The organism is Tenacibaculum sp. Cn5-46 (assembly GCF_022347705.1).
GTDB lineage: Bacteria > Bacteroidota > Bacteroidia > Flavobacteriales > Flavobacteriaceae > Polaribacter > Polaribacter aiptasiae.
The window spans coordinates 245847-263640 of sequence record NZ_JAKRGD010000008.1 but is presented as its reverse complement, the minus strand read 5'-3'; the positions used below and the strand labels follow the sequence as shown (position 1 = coordinate 263640).

15 protein-coding genes are annotated in these 17794 nt (G+C 30.8%); 14 read left to right on the top strand and 1 reads right to left on the bottom strand.

Translation table 11 applies throughout. The features are described 5' to 3' along the window. The 6 genes from MHN29_RS16870 to MHN29_RS16845 form a co-directional block, all read left to right on the top strand. The coding region (locus MHN29_RS16870) for an RHS repeat domain-containing protein (protein ID WP_304650953.1) at nucleotides 1–3125 on the top strand (3125 nt) is incomplete at its 5' end. Nucleotides 3126–3129: 4 nt separating this feature from the next. After that, nucleotides 3130–3567 carry a contact-dependent growth inhibition system immunity protein gene (locus MHN29_RS16865; protein WP_235275661.1) on the top strand — a complete coding sequence of 146 codons (438 nt, stop codon included), beginning with the start codon at nucleotides 3130–3132 and terminating at the stop codon, nucleotides 3565–3567. A 667-nt stretch (nucleotides 3568–4234) separates the two neighbouring features. After that, nucleotides 4235–5080 carry an MBL fold metallo-hydrolase gene (locus tag MHN29_RS16860; protein WP_235275660.1) on the top strand — a complete coding sequence of 282 codons (846 nt, stop codon included), beginning with the start codon at nucleotides 4235–4237 and terminating at the stop codon, nucleotides 5078–5080. A gap of 9 nt (nucleotides 5081–5089) precedes the next feature. After that, nucleotides 5090–6730 (top strand): S8 family peptidase, encoded by a 1641-nt coding sequence (locus MHN29_RS16855; RefSeq protein ID WP_235275659.1) that lies wholly within the window; start codon nucleotides 5090–5092, stop codon nucleotides 6728–6730. Nucleotides 6731–6795: 65 nt separating this feature from the next. After that, the gene (locus MHN29_RS16850) at nucleotides 6796–7200 is read left to right on the top strand and encodes a hypothetical protein (RefSeq protein WP_235275658.1); all 405 of its coding nucleotides are present in this window, start codon (nucleotides 6796–6798) and stop codon (nucleotides 7198–7200) included. A gap of 1 nt (nucleotide 7201) precedes the next feature. Continuing rightward, nucleotides 7202–9046 (top strand): M1 family metallopeptidase, encoded by a 1845-nt coding sequence (locus MHN29_RS16845; protein ID WP_235275657.1) that lies wholly within the window; start codon nucleotides 7202–7204, stop codon nucleotides 9044–9046. Nucleotides 9047–9085: 39 nt separating this feature from the next. On the opposite strand, the gene MHN29_RS16840 is transcribed toward MHN29_RS16845, so the two are convergent. Next, entirely contained in the window at nucleotides 9086–9907 is an 822-nt protein-coding gene (locus tag MHN29_RS16840; protein ID WP_235275656.1) for an AraC family transcriptional regulator, read from the bottom strand. A gap of 86 nt (nucleotides 9908–9993) precedes the next feature. Here MHN29_RS16840 and MHN29_RS16835 point away from each other — a divergent pair, with 86 nt between their 5' ends. The 8 genes from MHN29_RS16835 to MHN29_RS16800 all read left to right on the top strand — a co-directional run bounded on the left by MHN29_RS16835 (nucleotide 9994) and on the right by MHN29_RS16800 (nucleotide 17770). Next, nucleotides 9994–10551, top strand: coding sequence for a YceI family protein (locus MHN29_RS16835; RefSeq protein ID WP_150899480.1), 558 nt, complete (start codon nucleotides 9994–9996; stop codon nucleotides 10549–10551). A 92-nt stretch (nucleotides 10552–10643) separates the two neighbouring features. Further along, nucleotides 10644–11696, top strand: coding sequence for an AraC family transcriptional regulator (locus MHN29_RS16830; protein ID WP_235275655.1), 1053 nt, complete (start codon nucleotides 10644–10646; stop codon nucleotides 11694–11696). 96 nt (nucleotides 11697–11792) lie between these two features. Then, nucleotides 11793–12665 (top strand): hypothetical protein, encoded by an 873-nt coding sequence (locus MHN29_RS16825; protein WP_235275654.1) that lies wholly within the window; start codon nucleotides 11793–11795, stop codon nucleotides 12663–12665. Nucleotides 12666–12669: 4 nt separating this feature from the next. After that, nucleotides 12670–13530, top strand: coding sequence for a hypothetical protein (locus MHN29_RS16820; protein WP_235275653.1), 861 nt, complete (start codon nucleotides 12670–12672; stop codon nucleotides 13528–13530). Nucleotides 13531–13609: 79 nt separating this feature from the next. Next, on the top strand, nucleotides 13610–14512 hold the full coding sequence (locus tag MHN29_RS16815; RefSeq protein WP_235275652.1) for a hypothetical protein: 903 nt from the start codon (nucleotides 13610–13612) through the stop codon (nucleotides 14510–14512). Between the two features lie 232 nt (nucleotides 14513–14744). After that, nucleotides 14745–15356 carry a hypothetical protein gene (locus tag MHN29_RS16810; protein ID WP_235275651.1) on the top strand — a complete coding sequence of 204 codons (612 nt, stop codon included), beginning with the start codon at nucleotides 14745–14747 and terminating at the stop codon, nucleotides 15354–15356. A gap of 178 nt (nucleotides 15357–15534) precedes the next feature. After that, nucleotides 15535–15981, top strand: a complete 447-nt coding sequence (locus MHN29_RS16805; RefSeq protein WP_235275650.1) for a hypothetical protein — start codon at nucleotides 15535–15537, stop codon at nucleotides 15979–15981. A gap of 100 nt (nucleotides 15982–16081) precedes the next feature. Next, entirely contained in the window at nucleotides 16082–17770 is a 1689-nt protein-coding gene (locus MHN29_RS16800) for a glutamine--tRNA ligase/YqeY domain fusion protein (protein WP_150899473.1), read from the top strand. Nucleotides 17771–17794 lie beyond the last annotated feature (24 nt).

Below are 17794 nucleotides of genomic sequence, written 5' to 3'. Positions count from 1 at the left end.
TTATAATACAAGGGAAGTTAAACGATTTAGGATATCAGTATAAATACGACCATAGAAACCGTTTGGTAGAAAAGAGAATGCCAGGAAAAGATTGGGAGTATATTGTATATGATAAGTTAGACAGACCGGTACTTACCCAAGATGCAAATTTAAGACAGAACTTAGATTGGTTGTTTACTAAGTATGATGCCTTAGGAAGAGTGGTATATACAGGAAAGTTCCATAGTGGAAGTACCAGACCAGTTATGCAATCGTTATTTGAAGATGACTTACCTCTTAACATGTATGAGGATGTTTCAACAAGTACTATCACTATAGAAGGAACAAGTTTGAAGTATACTAATAGATCCTATCCTACAGATGTTAATAATTTACAAGTGTATACTATTAATTACTATGATACTTATGCAGATTTACCAGTAGGATTAACTTCTACAGCAACTACAAGTTATGGTAAAACAACAACAACAAATACCAAAGGATTAGCTACTATAAGTAAAGTACGTGTATTAGGAACAAATAACTGGATAACTACAGTAACCTATTACGATGAAAAGGCACGTCCAATATATGTGTATTCAAAGAATGATGAGTTACAAACAACAGATATTGTAGAGAGTAAGTTAGATGATTTTACAGGAAGAGTCTTAGAAACAAAGGCAACACATAAAAAGACAGGAAAAGCAGATGTTGTAACGGTGGATAGCTTTGAATATGATTATTTAGATAGATTGATAAGTCAAACACAAAAGATAAATAATCAAGTATCTAATAGAATTGTAAAAAACAATTACGATGAGTTAGGACAATTAACCTCTAAGATAGTAGGAAATGGAGTAGTAAAAGGTTACAAAGATGTAACTTCAGGAATTACAATTAATGATGATTTAATTACAGAAACAGGAGGAGCGAGTTGGACAAATTGGACTGAAGGATTAGCTACACAGGGAAGTTTTATTGGGAATGGATACGTAGAGTTTGAAACGGTAGATGATAATAAAAACTATATGGTTGGGTTATCTGATAATAATACAAATTCACATTATGGTACTATAGATTATGCAATTTATATAAGAGGAAGTTATGTTGATGTTTATGAGTCAAGATTAGATAAAGGAAATAAAACAACCAATACTGTAGGAGATGTTTTTAGGGTTGAAAGAATAGGAAGTCAAGTGTATTATAAAAAGAATGGAAAGACTTTTTACATTTCAGGAACTCCATCTACAGGGGTTTTATTAGGAGATATTAGTATTGGAACTGGAGGTTCTAAAATCAAAGATTTGAAAATTGTAGAAAATAACAAAGGATTGCAAACAGTAGATTATAAGTACAATGTACGTGGATGGTTAAAAAATATTAACCAAGATACGAATACAAATGATGGAGATTTGTTTAACTTTACATTAGCGTATAATAAACCGACAAGTGGAGGTGCTTTGTTCAACGGAAACATTAGTCAAACAAGTTGGAATACGTTAAATACAGATACAAGTTCAAAAACATATACCTATAGCTACGATGCACTTAATAGAATTTTAGGAGCAACAGGAGTAAACGGATCTAATTATAATGTTTCGGGAATTACTTACGATAAGAATGGAAATATTTTAAGTTTGATTAGAAATGGGCATACCAATGTAGGAGCAACTAGCTTTGGAGTAATGGATAACTTAGTGTATAGTTATGATAATGGTAACAAGCTAACCAAAGTATTAGATAATGGTAATGACATTTATGGATTTAAAGATGGAGCTAATACCACAACAGAGTATACCTATGATGTAAATGGTAATATGAAAACGGATGCCAATAAAGGCATCACTAATATAGTTTACAACCATTTAAATTTACCAACACAGGTAACTATAGGAGGTCAAAACATTACTTATACCTACGATGCAGCAGGAATGAAGTTAAAGAAAGTAGTAAATGGTACCACTACAGAGTATGCAGGAAACTATATGTATGAGAATAATGTTTTACAATTCTTTAGCCACCCAGAGGGATATGTAAAGGTAGAGAATGTCACATCGAGCACTTCGTCAGGCTCAGCACAGGCTCAAGTCGAGATGTCATATGTATACCAATACAAAGACCACTTAGGTAATGTTCGTTTATCATATACTGATAGCAACAATGATGGTGTTATTACTCCAAGTACTGAGATTGTAGAAGAGTCTAATTACTATCCTTTTGGTTTAAAACATAAAGGGTATAATGGAAATGTGTCTTCTTTAGGGAATAGTGTTGCGCAGAAGTTTGGGTTTATAGGAAAAGAGTTTAATGAAGAATTAGGGTTAAAGTGGTATGATATTAGTGCTAGAAATTATGACCCGTCTCTAGGGAAGTGGTTTAACATTGATCCATTGGCTGAAGATATGTATGAATGGTCACCATATAATTATTCTTTCAATAGCCCTATAGTTTATTTAGATGATGATGGAAATAGTCCTATTTCTATTTTTGTTAAAATAGCAGCTAAACAAGGTATTAAGTTAGCTGGGAAAAATTTTATTAAGAAAGTGTTGAAACGAAAATTGAAACAATATGGTTCTAAAGCTTGGGGTAAACAACTTTTGAAAGATGCTAGTAATTTTGTAGATCATTCAATGAAAACTCAATGGTGGGAATGGGCCGTAGAAGTTATACCAGTTGTAGGAGATGCTTATGGAGCCTCAAAGTTAGGTAAGCAGGGGTATAGATTGTGGAAAGGACTAGAGAAGTTTGAAAAAGTAGCAGAAATAGGAGCTATAGCTTCATCTAGAGCGTGGAAAAAACTAGGTTCAAACCATAAATTAATTGGAAAAGGAAAAAATAAATTACAATGGTATATTCAAAAAATAAATAAGCAAGGAACTCATCTAAATCCAGATGATTTAGGAGGTGCGGTTAAAGAAATATTTGGTTTAAGCAGTAACGGTCAACACCTGAAAGAGGTAACCGGTGCTCTTGGAGGTATGGGGAAAAGAATAAGAGCTTTAAAAGCTCAAATAAAACATGGTGATTTTTCAGGAGATACACTTAAACTTGCAAAGAAAATACTGAGTGAAACTCAAAAACAGTATAATGAGATACAAAATGCATTAAATAGTGCAAGGAAAGCTGTAAAAAAACTACAATAATATTATGAAAAATATAGAAAATAAAAGTTTACAAGACTTATTAGGTAAATGGAAGGGAGAAGTACCTAAAAGAGATTCTTCCTCTTCAATTCAAATAAGAACTTATAATCTTTATTCAAAAAAAATAAAGGATTTTGATATTGATGATTTAAGATTTATGCTAGGGCAGGAAGTTGGATCAAAATATATACTTCCAATAGCTATGAAATATCTTAAAGAAAATATTTTAATTGAAGCAAATTATTATGAAGGTGATTTACTTAGTTCTATATTATTATTACCAAAATCTTTTTGGAAGAAAAATATAAAGTTTTACAGCGAAGTATATAGTTTACTTTTGTCTAATAGAGATTCTTTGAGTAATTTAGATATGTCTTTTGATGTAGATAGGGACTTAGTTAAACAGTATGAAAATTTCTTACAGATTTTAGAATCCCGATAGCGCGGAAATGTTTTCCGTCCCGAGTATGAGTAAGTAAATAGAAATTAAATCATTAAAAATAAATAAAGCCACAGCAGTAATGTTGTGGTTTTATTGTTTTACATAGTCCTAATTCTATTGCTTGGATATGATAGCCCCGCTCCCGCACGATTGCATCGTGTGGTAAAAGGAACTAAGAATTAATTTCAGAATTTTTAATAGACAAAAACTACTTTAAGAAATTGAAGTAGTTTTTTTATTTTTAAAGAAAATAGCTATGAGTAGAAATTATAAATCATAACCGTTAAGGAAACAAATGATTTGCTACTAGTAAAAGAAATATTTTCCTTCTAATAAAAGTAACTTCCAAAGCCTAATGATAATGGTTTTATAAGTAGTGTTATAGAAGTATTATAACTATACTTATAGCATAAGTATAATATTCGTTATAGAGTGTATCTAACTAGCGTTAAAAAAAGTCTTTTACTAGGCAGAGAAAAAGATTTTGCTTACCGAGAAACTATTTGTTTTACTTACAGTATTATTTTTAAACATAGCTAAGCTGTATTAAATAGTATAATAGCAGAGATGGTTTAAAGTAGCGTAGAGGGAATAAAAAGAAGCCTTATGTTAATGTTTTTGTTTTCCTTAACAAAAAGTTTCGTTAAAATTCTGCATCTTTGTGGTTATGCGAATTTATCCGATAGAAACAGGTAATTTTAAATTAGATGGCGGAGCCATGTTTGGAGTAGTACCAAAATCACTTTGGGAAAGAACAAATCCAGCAGACGAAAAGAATATGATATCAATGAGTATGCGATGCATGCTTATAGAAGATGGCGATAGACTTACACTGATAGACACTGGGATTGGAAACAAACAATCAGATAAATTTTTTGGGTATTATCACTTATTTGGAGACTTTTCTTTAGATGCTTCACTAGCAAAGTACGGTTTTCATAGAGATGATATTACCGATGTGTTTTTAACACATTTGCATTTTGATCATTGTGGTGGAGCAATTCAATGGAATAAATTCCGAACAGGATACGAACCAGCTTTTAAAAATGCACGTTTTTGGAGTAACCAACGTCATTGGGACTGGGCAATTCATCCAAATGCAAGAGAAAAAGCATCATTTTTACAAGAAAATATATTGCCAATACAAGAAAGTGGTCAGCTAAATTTTTTACACTTAAACGCAAAAGATTATGTAGGGTTTGATGTATTGTTTAAAGACGGACATACAGAAAAACAAATGCTGCCAAAAATAGAATACCAAGACAAAACCTTGGTGTTTATGGCCGATTTATTACCTACCGCAGGTCATATACCATTACCATATGTTATGGGCTATGATACTAGACCACTATTAACGCTAAAAGAAAAAGAAGCCTTCCTAAATGAGGCTGCAGATAAAGAATATTACTTGTTTTTAGAGCACGATGCCTATAATGAGGTAATAACTGTAAAGCATACTGAAAAAGGAGTACGATTAAAAGAGAATTATAAATTTACAGATATATTTAATTAAAATAGAGATATGAGAGTTTTAAAGCCAGTATTTTATTCTGCAGTAGCAGTATCAATCCTAGCTAGTTGTAAAACAGTTAGTAAAATACCAGTACCAACAGGATCTAATACCGTAGTAAACCTTCCAGCAAAAAAAGCTAAGTTAACAGATAGCGAAAAAGATAATTGGCAACACTTAGATTTAGCAACCGATACCATTCCAGGAATGAGTGTACACAAAGCATATGATTTCTTAAAAGGAAAGAAAAATGTATCAGTTGTAGTTGGTGTAATAGATTCAGGTACCGATTTAAAACATGAAGATTTAGTAGATGTTGCTTGGGTAAATACTAAAGAAGTAGCAGGAAATGGAATCGATGATGATAAGAATGGTTATGTTGATGATATCAACGGATGGAACTTCTTAGGAAAATCATACAAAGAGCACTTAGAATATGAGCGTATTTTAATGAATCCATCAATAGCTGATGAAGAAACATTAAAAGAAGTAAAAGCATTTCAAGCTGAAAAGGTTGAAGGAGCTAAAAAGAATAAAGTACGTTATGGAGAGATGTTAGCAAATGTAAAGTTGGCAGATGAAACATTAACGAAATATTTTAAAAAATCAGATTATACTGATAAAGAAATAGAGGCAATTAATACTACTGATGAAAAATTAAAAGCAGCTATAGGTACTGCAGATTTTGCAAAGAGAAATGGTTATACTTTAGCTAGTATTGGAAAAGTTTTAAGTGGTTTAGTGAAAACTGCAGAAGCTACAATTGCTGGAGATAACTTAAAAACAGATTACCGTACAGTTGTAGGTGATAATGCTTACGATATTAAAGATAAGCCAGGTTCTGGAGATGGAAATACAGGGCACTCTGAAAAAGGAGAAGCACACGGTTCTCACGTTGCAGGTATTATTGGAGCAACAAGAAATAATGGAAAAGGAATGGATGGAGTTGCTAATAACGTAAAACTTATGGCAGTACGTTCAGTATCAGATGGAGATGAGTACGATAAAGATGTAGCTTTAGGTATTCGTTATGCAGTAGATAATGGAGCAAAAGTAATTAATACAAGTTTTGGTAAAGGATTTTCACCAAACAAAGAATGGGTTTATGATGCAATTAAGTACGCAGCTTCTAAAGATGTATTAATTGTAAATGCAGCAGGAAACGATGGTAAAAACATTGATGTTGAAAAAACATTTCCAAACGATGCACCAGATTTAGTAAACGAAGTAGCAGATAACTTTTTAACAGTAGGAGCAATGAGTGCTAACTATGATAAAAAATTACCAGCAACTTTTTCAAACTACGGAAAAATCAATGTAGATGTATTTGCACCAGGAGTACAAGTACATTCAACAACTCCTGATGGAGAGTACAAAAAGTTTAGTGGAACATCAATGGCTTCTCCAGCAACAGCAGGTGTAGCAGCATTAGTACGTTCTTACTATCCAGAATTATCTGCAAGTCAGGTAAAACATATCTTAATGAACTCAGGTACTAAAATAGATTTAGAAGTTATCAAGCCAGGAACTGGTGCTAGATATGGTAATAAAGAAGAAATAGTTCCTTTCACAGATTTATCAGTTTCAGGTCGTGTTGTTAATGCATACAATGCAGTAAGAATGGCAGACAGAATGGTAAACGGAAGAAAATAATAGTAGTATAAAGAAAACGAAAAGAGCATTATATTTTGATGCTCTTTTTTTGTTATAAATAACTTATGAAGTTAGAGTTTAATAAATTAAAAAAAGAAATTAGTATTAAAGACGAAGTAGCCAATCATACATGGTTAATTATCATTTTAATGGCAGTAAATGTTTTTAATATGGCCTTTCAACTATCATATATAAGTTTTAAAAAAAACGAATTGCTTTTTATTGGATTAGCAATTCTTGCATTAGTTTCAATACTTGTAATATTCTTCTTTTTTACAAAAAGATCATGGAAATCAATGTATAAAATGGAAGAGATAGAAGGAGTGGAGGTTAAAAAGATATACGGAAGAGAACGTATCTTTTTAAAATTATTAAACGGAAAAAGACGTAGTTTTCCTATTTTGAGAAATTTAGAAGAAATAGAAAACTTAAAAAAGACATTAACCAACATGGGAATTAAATTAGTTTAAGATGAAAAAAATAATACTAGGACTTTCAATATTGTCAATAGTTTCTTGTGCGGCATCTAAAAAAGTAGATAAAACACCAGCACAAAAGCAAACTTCGGCAAGCAGTACTTATTGGCAACAACATGTAGATTATACTATGGATATTGATATGGATGTAAAAACATATCAGTATAAAGGAGTTCAAAAGTTGGTATATACTAACAATTCACCGGATGTATTAAACAAAGTATTTTATCACTTGTATTTTAATGCATTTCAACCAGGGTCTCAAATGGATGTACGTTCAAGAAACATCAAAGATCCAGATAAAAGAGTTGGCGATAGAATAAGTAAGTTATTACCATCAGAAATAGGATATATAAAAGTAAACACATTAAAACAAGATGGTAAACAGGTAAAACACGAAACTGTTGGGACTATTTTAGAGGTAACTTTAAATGAAGCAATTCAACCAGGAGAAAGCGTAACGTTTGATATGGTTTTTGATGCGCAAGTACCAAAACAAATTAGACGTTCAGGTCGAGATAGTAAAGAAGGAGTAGCATTATCAATGACACAGTGGTACCCTAAAATGGCTGAGTACGATTTTGAAGGATGGCATACACCACCTTATTTAGGACGTGAATTCCACGGAGTTTGGGGTAATTTTGATGTAACCTTACATATCGATAAAAACTATGTAGTAGGAGGTACAGGATATGTACAAAATGCACAGGAAGTAGGACATGGATATGAAGATAAAAACGAAGCGTTAAACTTACCATCAGGAGATAAATTAACGTGGAAGTTTAAAGCTCCAAATGTGCACGATTTTACTTGGGCAGCAGATCCAGACTATATTCACGATACATATAAAATGGAAAATGGAATAGATTTACACTTCTTGTACAAAAAGAGTTTATCGCCATTTTTTCAAGAAAACTGGAAGAAGTTACAGCCAAAGACTGCAGAGTTAATGGATTATTTTAGTAAGCATATAGGGCAGTATCCATACAAACAATATTCAGTAATCCAAGGAGGAGATGGAGGTATGGAGTATGCAATGTGTACTTTAATTACAGGAAAACGTAAATGGGGAAGTTTATTTGGTGTAACAGCACATGAGTTAGCACATACATGGTTCCAGTTTTTATTAGCAACAAATGAAAGTAAGCACCCTTGGATGGATGAAGGATTTACAACCTATATTTCAAATAAAGCAGAGAATGAAATTTTAAACAAAGGAGAAGAAAATCCACATAAAGGATCGTATAGATACTACAACTATGTTGTGAGTAATAATGCAGAAGAGCCATTATCAACTCATGCAGATAGATATCATACAAATATGGCTTACGGAATGGGAAGCTATTCAAAAGGAAATATCTTTTTAACACAGCTAGAGTATATTATTGGTAAAGAAGATGTAGCAAAAACATTAAAAAAGTACTTTAACGATTTTGCATTCAAACATCCAACACCAAACGACATTAAAAGAACAGCAGAAAAAGTTTCGGGAATGCAGTTAGATTGGTTCTTAAACGAATGGACACAAACTACACATACAATAGATTATGGAGTAAAATCTGTAGAAGGAAAAGATATTACTTTAGAAAGAATAGGAAAAATGCCAATGCCAATAGATGTAGAGGTAACTTATACTGATGGTACAAAAGAAGCATTTAACATACCATTACGTATGATGCGAGGAGAAAAACCAACAAATGCAACAGTTATAAAAGACTGGACATTTGCACATCCAACCTATACATTTGAAGCATCAAAAGATGTAAAATCGGTAGAAATTGACCCATCAAAATTAATGGCAGATATTAATTTATCGAACAATACATTTACAAAAGAGTAAATAAAGTAAACATATAAATAGAAAAGGTTGAGAATTATCTCAGCCTTTTTTTATGAGTTCTTTTTGAAGCTCAGAAGGATTAAAACCTGTTTGTTTTTTTACAAAAAGACTAAAGTTAGAAGGACTATCAAAATTGTAATTATAGGCAATTTCTTTATGACTAAGTTCTTTAAAAGCTAAATCGCGTTTAATATTTAGTATTAAAATATCATGAATATATTTTAAAGGAGTTGTGTTTAATTCGTTTTTTACCAATAAGGAAAGCTTCTTGTTAGAAATGTTTAGGGCTTGAGCGTATTCATTAATAGTTTTAGAATTAAGATGAATATCAACTAAATCGATAAATTGAATAATAGTTTTAGAAGTTTGTTTAAAATTGGTTTTCGAACTATTTTCTTCTAAAGAATATAAAAGAGTAGAAAGAAGGTGAATTGATTTCTCCTTATAAAATTCAGATTTGCTTTTTTGAACATTCAGAATAGTGTTTAATAAATCAAAAAAAACAGTAGTTAATTTGGGGTTTTTATGATAAACAATAGAAGAGTCAGAGTAGTTTTTAAGTAAGAAAAAGGCTTCAGAAAAGAGCATTTCTTTGGTAAACTGTATCATTAAACCATCAGCTTCAAAATGTCTTTTTACTAAGTGTAATTGTTTAGGTTTTATAATATAACAGCTATTCTCTTCAATAGGAACTTTGTTAAAATCAATAAGCTGATAACCTCCACCTTTTTCAAAAAACATAATTTCAAAATAATCATGCTTATGAATAGTATTAAAATCATAACTATTATTATGAGAAATAGGAGCTACATTTATGTTATAAGCAGTAGTTAAGCTATGAATGGGAATATCATTGGGCATAAATTCATAAGTAGTTTTCTGTTTTTAATAACTTTTAAAGGAAAACGAACTATACTTTCGTCACAGATTTAAAAAACTTAAAAATAATGAAAAAAATAATCTTTTCGCTTATAGCATTTGTATCGTTAACCATAAATGCACAAACCACTTGGAAAGTAGATAATGCACACTCGTCAATTACTTTTTCGGTATCACACTTTATGATTTCAGAAGTAACAGGAAACTTTGGTAAGTTTGATATTACAGCAGTTAGTAATGATAAGTTTGAAGACCCAAAGTTTGAAGTATCCATAGATGCAGCAACAATAAATACAAACCAATCAGGAAGAGATAACCATTTAAAAGCGGCAGATTTTTTCGATGTAGCAAAACATGCAAATATTGTATTTAAAAGTACATCTTTTAAAAAGTTAGAAGGAAAAGAGTTTGAAACAAAAGGAGATATTACCATTAAAGGAATTACAAAAGAAGTAGTTTTTAAAGGAAAGTTAAATGGTATTATCGAAGGAAGAAACAACAAAAAGAAAGCAGGGTTAAAATTAACTACTACTATAAAAAGAGAAGATTTTAATGTAGGAAAAGGAATGAACCCAGTAGGAAAAGACGTAGCTGTAACTATAAATATTGAAATGAATCAGCAATAAAAATTAATTGTCCTAAGGACAAATTATTTTTCCCTTTTAGGCAAAAAGCTATCTTAGTTTTTTGCCTTTTTTATTTGTTGTACTTTTAAAAAATGGAACAGGTAACGTTTGAATTAAATTTAGTGTCGATAATAGATGTTTTATCAATAGCTACGGCACTAATGCTTGGCTTTTTGTTAATAACATTAAAGTCTAAAAATAAATATGCGAATATCTTTTTAGGTGCGTTTTTATGGTCTTTGGGAATAGAAGTATTGGAATCTTTTTTAGAGTCATTAACTTTTGAAACAATACATATTCAGGTAATTCAAACAACATTAGCTACAATTCCTTTATTATTACTTTATGTGTATTCTACTTTAAACGTTAAGTTTAAAAAACTTTATTTACTACTGTTTATACCATTTGTAATATCAAATTTAATAGGTTTTCCAGAAGAAGAAATAAAGTGGTTTGAATATGTATTTAATTTAATACTCTTATATATAATTCTTAAAAATATTAAAGAGCATCAAAATAAAGTAACAGATTACTATTCGGACATAGAGAATAAAACACTTTTATGGATTCGAACAATTGTGTATATATTCTTATTCTTTCATGTTTTTTGGATTCTAGAAGATATTATAGGGTTTCAGAATGAAATTATAACGCAGTATTTTGCTTTTTCATCAGCAATTCTAACCTTCTTTATGATTTATTGGATTGCTTATAATGGTTTTTCACAACAAGAAATATTTACCACTTCATTATTTCAAATAGATGAGAAAAAAGAAACACAAATAGATTCCATAGATACAGAAAGTCAATTTAAATTGATGTTAGAAATTATGGAAAGAGAGAAGTTGTATTTAGATGGAAATTTAAACTTACGATTATTATCAGAAAAAGTAAATATTAAAGAAAGACAACTTTCTAAATTGATAAAAACACATACAAAAAAGAATTTCTATCATTTTGTAAATCAATTTAGAGTACAAGAGTTTAAAAAATTGGTAGCCTCACCTAAAGCAACGCAATTATCTTTGTTAGGTTTAGCGCAAGAAGCAGGATTTTCTTCAAAATCAACATTTTATACAGCGTTTAAAAATGTAGAAGGTGTTACTCCAAAACAATATCAGGAGAGTTTAAAAAAGTCTGAGTAACCGAAACTCGGACTTATAGAACGTGTTTAGTTATACTTATGGTCATAATTTTGAAGTTAAATGTTCAAGAAGTAGTTGAACTAAAACTTAGAGATTATGATAAAAAAAATGTTTTCAGTAAGTATAATAACTTTTACAATTTTAATAACTAGTAGTATTTCTTGTTCAAAAAACGATACCATAGTTGAAGAAGGAGGGGCAACAAATGCAAATGCATTGGAAACCTATTTAAAAGCAAATGCCGATTATGTGCATCATATTAATGGCTTTTATATTGTAGGAAGTGCGGCAAAACCAACTTCAAGTGAAACTACACCGGGAACAACAGGTAAAGATATATTTGAGCATAGTGTGCGTTTGTTCAGTTCTTTTTTAGATCAGGATAATGATGGTGTTATTGATGATGATAAGAAAGAGTTAAACAAATGGTTAGCACAAAAGTTGGTTTTTATTTCTGGGCCTTTATCAATGGTCGATAAAATATCAGCAGCAAACTTAGTAGAAGGAAAAGGATTGTATGGAATGAGTATGCAAACAGATAATTGGCCATATGTAAAAGATTATGATGGGAAAGGTTGGACAATTTCTGAGTTAAATTCCTCAACATGGAGGCCACAAGTATTTAATGCACTTTGGGAAGAAACATTTCATACAGTAACAGAAGCTTTTAGTAGAGTAGATCCAGAATTTAAGTTTACAACAGGAGGAGTTTTACGTAAATATATGGATGATGATATCGCGGCAAAAACATATGACATTTCAGTACAAAATGCAGAAGAAAACGGTAATTATGATAAAGTAACAGCGGTAAACGAGTATATACATCAAATTTGGGCAATCAATTTTGCAGGGCAGAGTAATAAGTTAAACTCACATCAGAAAAAAGCATTAGAGTTTATGAAAAAGAAAAAAGTGCCAATGCAAGTAAATGCAGGGTATACAAAAATGATAGGAACAAAAGTTAAATAAGATTATGATGAAGTTAATAAGCCTAAAAGTACTAGCAACATTAATTATTACTTTCAGTAGTGCTTCTTGTTCAGATAATATCAATGTAGCAACACCATCAGGAGAGATTAATCCGGGAAATGATCCTAATTTTAAAATAGAAGCAAATAAAGATACAGGATTTAATAGCTTCCCTAAAAAAGTAATGGTTTTTGGAATTCCAATTTATGCTTTATCAGGAGTAGAAGACGTAAAGTTATTGCATGCAGCAAATATAATGGCGCAATATTTAGACAATAATGAAGATGGGATTGTAGATAATCAATTGGTATTAGATGCAATGAAACAAAACAAAGCATTTTTGTTTATGTGGAAGAACCAAAACAACAATATAAGTTTTCCAAGTGGACACGAAGGACAAGATTTAGGAGCAGATGAAACTGTTCCAGCGTGGCATACAAATGGTCATACTGGACGTTTTGATGCTTCATTAGAAGAAATATGGCACATAATTAATCTTGCTGGTCATGCAAAAGCATATCCAAATGTTTTTGGCTTAAAAAAAGGAACTCAGTTAGCTAATGCGATGGATAAAGCGAGAGGAGGATATTTTCAAACAATTCCAAATCCATATCCAGCAGGAGCTTGGTATACATATGATGATAGTACTTGTGATTATGCAAGTTGTCAAACTGTAGAATATTTTTACTGGTCAATGACTTCTATACTAGGAGCACAAGCAAATAGATTAGGAGAAATACAGCAAGAATGGAAGTTAAATACGAAAGCAAAAGTTCAGGCTACAGATAAAGATATTTATAGTTTACTTACAAATACAACATATAAATTACCAACTGTTTTACCAGATGGAACTTATAGAAGGTAAATGTGTTTTAAGTTGAATTGATTGATGTGAATTAAATATTCCTTTTCGTTAAGAGAAGGGGTATTTTTAATAAAAAAATATGAGGAAAATAATACCTATAGTATGTGTTGTTGCATGTTTTTTACAAGCATGTGTAATAACAACCAAATCGAAAGAAAGTAAAGCAGAAAAAATAGAAACTTCAAATAAAATAGGAGGTTGTGTATTTAAAGAAGTTCAAAATACCAAAAAAGTAAATCCATTAAATTCAACTATTGAAATAGAATCAGCAAAAGGTGTTTTTTCAAAGAAAATGAATGTCTTGGGATTGGACTTTATCGTAATGGAGAAGGTTTCAGATGATTTTTTAAAAGATATTGGACAAACGATGAAAGAAATGTTTCCACAGGATAGTGCACTTAATTTGTCAAGGCAACACAAAGTATTAAACAATTTGTTACAGTATAATGCAACCATACCAGTAATTGTTGGTCACCACGATTCAATGTCGGAAGAAGTAATGATAGAAATGGAAAATACTTATGAAAAAGAATGTAGTATTTGCGATGTAATTATGTATGAGCAGCCAGGGCAAACCATGGAAGTAGTAGAGCACTTACTACATTTTATAACCGACATAGGTTTGCATTACGAGTATTCAAAGGAATGGGCTTTCAATAATAAGGAATCAGAAGTGTATCTAATAATGCAAGAAGCAATAAAGAAAGGTTTTTATGATGTAAGTAGTTATAAGGATATGGAAGGTGAAAAAGAAGTATACCAAAGAGTAATAGTGCAAGAATTTGCTTATTGGTTAATTAGTACATATTGGAATTTACAAGAAAAGTATGGGCCAAACGAAGAAGAATGGATTATAAGAAATAAAGAAGAGTTAAAAGAGAAGTTTCCAAGAGGCTACCAACTGGTAGAAAATACAGTTAGTAAAATAATGAAAGCGCCCTCAGAAGCTATTTTAGAGAAATTAGCAATATATGGTGAATAAATATTTTTTTCAAAGTTTGTTAATGTAGTACTTTGACTTCTAGTAGGGTAAGATGTGTTTGAAATGTTTTATATAAAAATTAATTTAGTTTTATAAAATTATATTTCAGCACTAGAGAAGAAATTGGAAATATAATTTATCAACCCTGTGTTAAGAGCACATACTTTAGTAATTGTCGTAAAGATAATTTTTAGAGTATGTGCTTTTTTGTTTAATCTAAAAACCAAGAAAAATGAAAGCAAGAAAAATAGTAATGGTTCCAATAGCATTTTTAATGTTATTAACAAGTTGTTCCGAAAATGATGAAGTTGTAATTAAAGATTCTCAAACAGTTTTTGGAATATTTAAAGTTTTAGAAGACGGAAAGACTGTTGAAATGAATGGAACTATTAATAGTAGCTCGTTAGTCAATTTTAATAAGCTATTTCAAAAGAATCCTAAGGTAACCAAAATAAATATCAAACAATGTGATGGCTCTTCAGATGATGAGGTTAATTTATTAGTAGCAAAAAGAGTTTATGATTTAAATATTGAAATTCACTTGTTAAATAACGCAGAAATAGCATCAGGAGGAGTAGATTTTTTCTTGGCAGGAAAAAAGAGAACAAGAGATAATGGAACAAAAATAGGAGTACATTCTTGGTCCAATGGACAAAATGAAGCTACTGATTTTCCAGTAGGACACGCTAATCATTTACCATATATAAACTATTATAAATCTATTGGTTTTACAGATGAAGAAGCAAAAGCATTTTATTATTTTACTATAAATGCAGCTGCAGCTAAAGATATACATTGGATGACGGAAGAAGAGATCATAAAATATAAGATGCTAAAATCATAAAAAATGTTGTAACAAAACTATAAAGCTTGCGTCGAATAGAGCAAATAAATACAAGCTTGCTTTCTAACATAAGGAAGAAATAGGGAAGGCAAGAAATTTAACCTATGGAAACTCATATACCTTATCTGTAAAAAGATATTGTATATGAGTTTTTTTTATTAAACAAAAATTTAAAAACATGAAAAAATTAGCAAGAACAACAATGGTATTAATACTTTTAATAACGGCTTTAAATGTAAAAGGTCAAGAGTTATCGGTAATAAAATCATCAAGTATTGGAATTAATGAACTACCAGAATATGTTATTATAACATCGCAAAACACAAAATTGTTAGGAGGAATTAATATTATAATAGATAAGAAAAGATCAACTTATAAAGATCAGTTAGAAGAGCTAGAATCATTATTGCAAGATGGAGATAAACTAAGAGTAAGAAATCAAACCGATTTATTAAACGCAATGTCTAAGTTAGGTTTCGATTATGTAAATGCTTACAATGCTAATGCAATAATGCCAAGTAATAGAAACAGCGATGGTGAAGATATTTTAAATATAGTAGATGGAGGAGAAGGAACCTATAAAGTAAATATGGTTTTTAGAAAAAAAGAAAAATATAGAAGTTAGAAAACTATAAAAACAGGTGAAAACGAAGACATTTTAATTTGATTAATTTTCTAAAAAGAGAAGTATATTATGTAATTTTGCACTTCAAATTCAACAGAAAATGTCAGAAGAAAAGAAATCATTGAATTTTTTAGAACAAATTATTGAAGAAGATTTGGCAAATGGAATGCCAAAAGAAAACTTACGTTTTCGTTTTCCACCAGAACCAAACGGATATTTACACATTGGACATACAAAAGCTATTGGAATTAGCTTTGGTTTAGGAGAAAAGTATAATGCTCCTGTAAATTTACGTTTCGACGATACAAACCCAGCAAAAGAGGAACAAGAGTATGTAGATGCTATAAAAAGAGATGTTTCTTGGTTAGGGTATCAATGGGAAAACGAATTGTATTCATCTGATTATTTTCAACAATTATACGATTGGGCAGTACAATTGATAAAAGATGGGAAAGCATATGTAGATAGCCAGACTTCAGAAGAAATGCGAGTACAAAAAGGAACGCCTACAAAAGCAGGAGAAAATAGCCCTTATAGAACTAGAAGTGTAGAGGAAAATCTAGATTTATTCACTAGAATGAAAGACGGAGAGTTCGAAGAAGGAACACATGTTTTACGTGCTAAAATAGATATGGCGTCACCAAATATGTTAATGAGAGATCCATTAATGTATCGTATTTTAAAGAAAGCTCACCATAGAACAGGAAATGATTGGGTAATATACCCAATGTACGATTGGACACATGGAGAGAGTGACTATATAGAACAAATATCACACTCGTTATGTTCGTTAGAGTTTAAACCACATAGAGAATTGTACAATTGGTTTAGAGATAACGTATATGAGTATAGTAAATCAGAATATCCAAATCCACCAAAACAACGAGAGTTTTCACGTTTAAACTTAAGTTACACTATAATGAGTAAGCGTAAGTTGTTGAAATTAGTTGAAGAAGGTGTTGTAAATGGATGGGACGATCCAAGAATGCCAACAATTTCAGGTTTACGTAGAAGAGGATATACCCCAGCATCAATTAGAAACTTTATTGAAACAGTTGGAGTTTCAAAGAGAGAGAATGTAATAGATGTGGCATTGTTAGAGTTTAAAATCAGAGAAGATTTGAACAAAACAGCCAATAGAGTAATGGGAGTTCTAGATCCAGTAAAAGTAATTATTGATAATTACCCAGAAGGAGAAGAAGAAATCTTAATTGCTGAGAACAATCCAGAAGATGAAAACTCAGGAACAAGAGAAGTACCATTTTCAAGAGAAATTTATATTGAACGAGAAGATTTTAGAGAAGAAGCAAATAAAAAGTTTTTCAGATTAAAATTAGGAAAAGAAGTTCGATTAAAGAATGCATATTTTATCACAGCAACAAGTTGTGAGAAAGATGAGAATGGAAATATCACAGTAATTCACTGTACTTATGATCCATTAACAAAATCAGGTAGTGGAACAGAAGAAAGTAAGCGTAAAGTAAAAGGAACTTTACACTGGGTTTCTGTAAAACATGCAGTAAAAGCTGAGGTAAGAGCGTATGATAGATTGTTTTTAGACGAGGCTCCAGACGCTCACAAAGACAAAGATTTTATGGAGTTTATCAACCCAGATTCTTTAGAGAAAATAGAAGCATTTGTAGAACCAAGTTTACAAACAGCAAAAATAGGAGACAGGTTCCAGTTCCAACGATTAGGATATTTCAATGTTGATGATGATTCAACACCAGAAAATCTAGTCTTTAATAAAACAGTTGGATTACGCGATAATTGGGCAAAAAAGAAATAGTTTAAAGAACTATAATAGCAATAA

Coding starts and splice junctions, on each gene's coding strand:
- MHN29_RS16850 (WP_235275658.1), top strand. CDS start 6,796: ATGAAGTTAGAGTTTAATAAATTAAAAAAAGAAATTAGTATTAAAGAC.
- MHN29_RS16820 (WP_235275653.1), top strand. CDS start 12,670: ATGATGAAGTTAATAAGCCTAAAAGTACTAGCAACATTAATTATTACT.
- MHN29_RS16860 (WP_235275660.1), top strand. CDS start 4,235: ATGCGAATTTATCCGATAGAAACAGGTAATTTTAAATTAGATGGCGGA.
- MHN29_RS16805 (WP_235275650.1), top strand. CDS start 15,535: ATGAAAAAATTAGCAAGAACAACAATGGTATTAATACTTTTAATAACG.
- MHN29_RS16855 (WP_235275659.1), top strand. CDS start 5,090: ATGAGAGTTTTAAAGCCAGTATTTTATTCTGCAGTAGCAGTATCAATC.
- MHN29_RS16840 (WP_235275656.1), bottom strand. CDS start 9,907: ATGCCCAATGATATTCCCATTCATAGCTTAACTACTGCTTATAACATA.
- MHN29_RS16815 (WP_235275652.1), top strand. CDS start 13,610: ATGAGGAAAATAATACCTATAGTATGTGTTGTTGCATGTTTTTTACAA.
- MHN29_RS16810 (WP_235275651.1), top strand. CDS start 14,745: ATGAAAGCAAGAAAAATAGTAATGGTTCCAATAGCATTTTTAATGTTA.
- MHN29_RS16830 (WP_235275655.1), top strand. CDS start 10,644: ATGGAACAGGTAACGTTTGAATTAAATTTAGTGTCGATAATAGATGTT.
- MHN29_RS16835 (WP_150899480.1), top strand. CDS start 9,994: ATGAAAAAAATAATCTTTTCGCTTATAGCATTTGTATCGTTAACCATA.
- MHN29_RS16825 (WP_235275654.1), top strand. CDS start 11,793: ATGATAAAAAAAATGTTTTCAGTAAGTATAATAACTTTTACAATTTTA.
- MHN29_RS16800 (WP_150899473.1), top strand. CDS start 16,082: ATGTCAGAAGAAAAGAAATCATTGAATTTTTTAGAACAAATTATTGAA.
- MHN29_RS16865 (WP_235275661.1), top strand. CDS start 3,130: ATGAAAAATATAGAAAATAAAAGTTTACAAGACTTATTAGGTAAATGG.
- MHN29_RS16845 (WP_235275657.1), top strand. CDS start 7,202: ATGAAAAAAATAATACTAGGACTTTCAATATTGTCAATAGTTTCTTGT.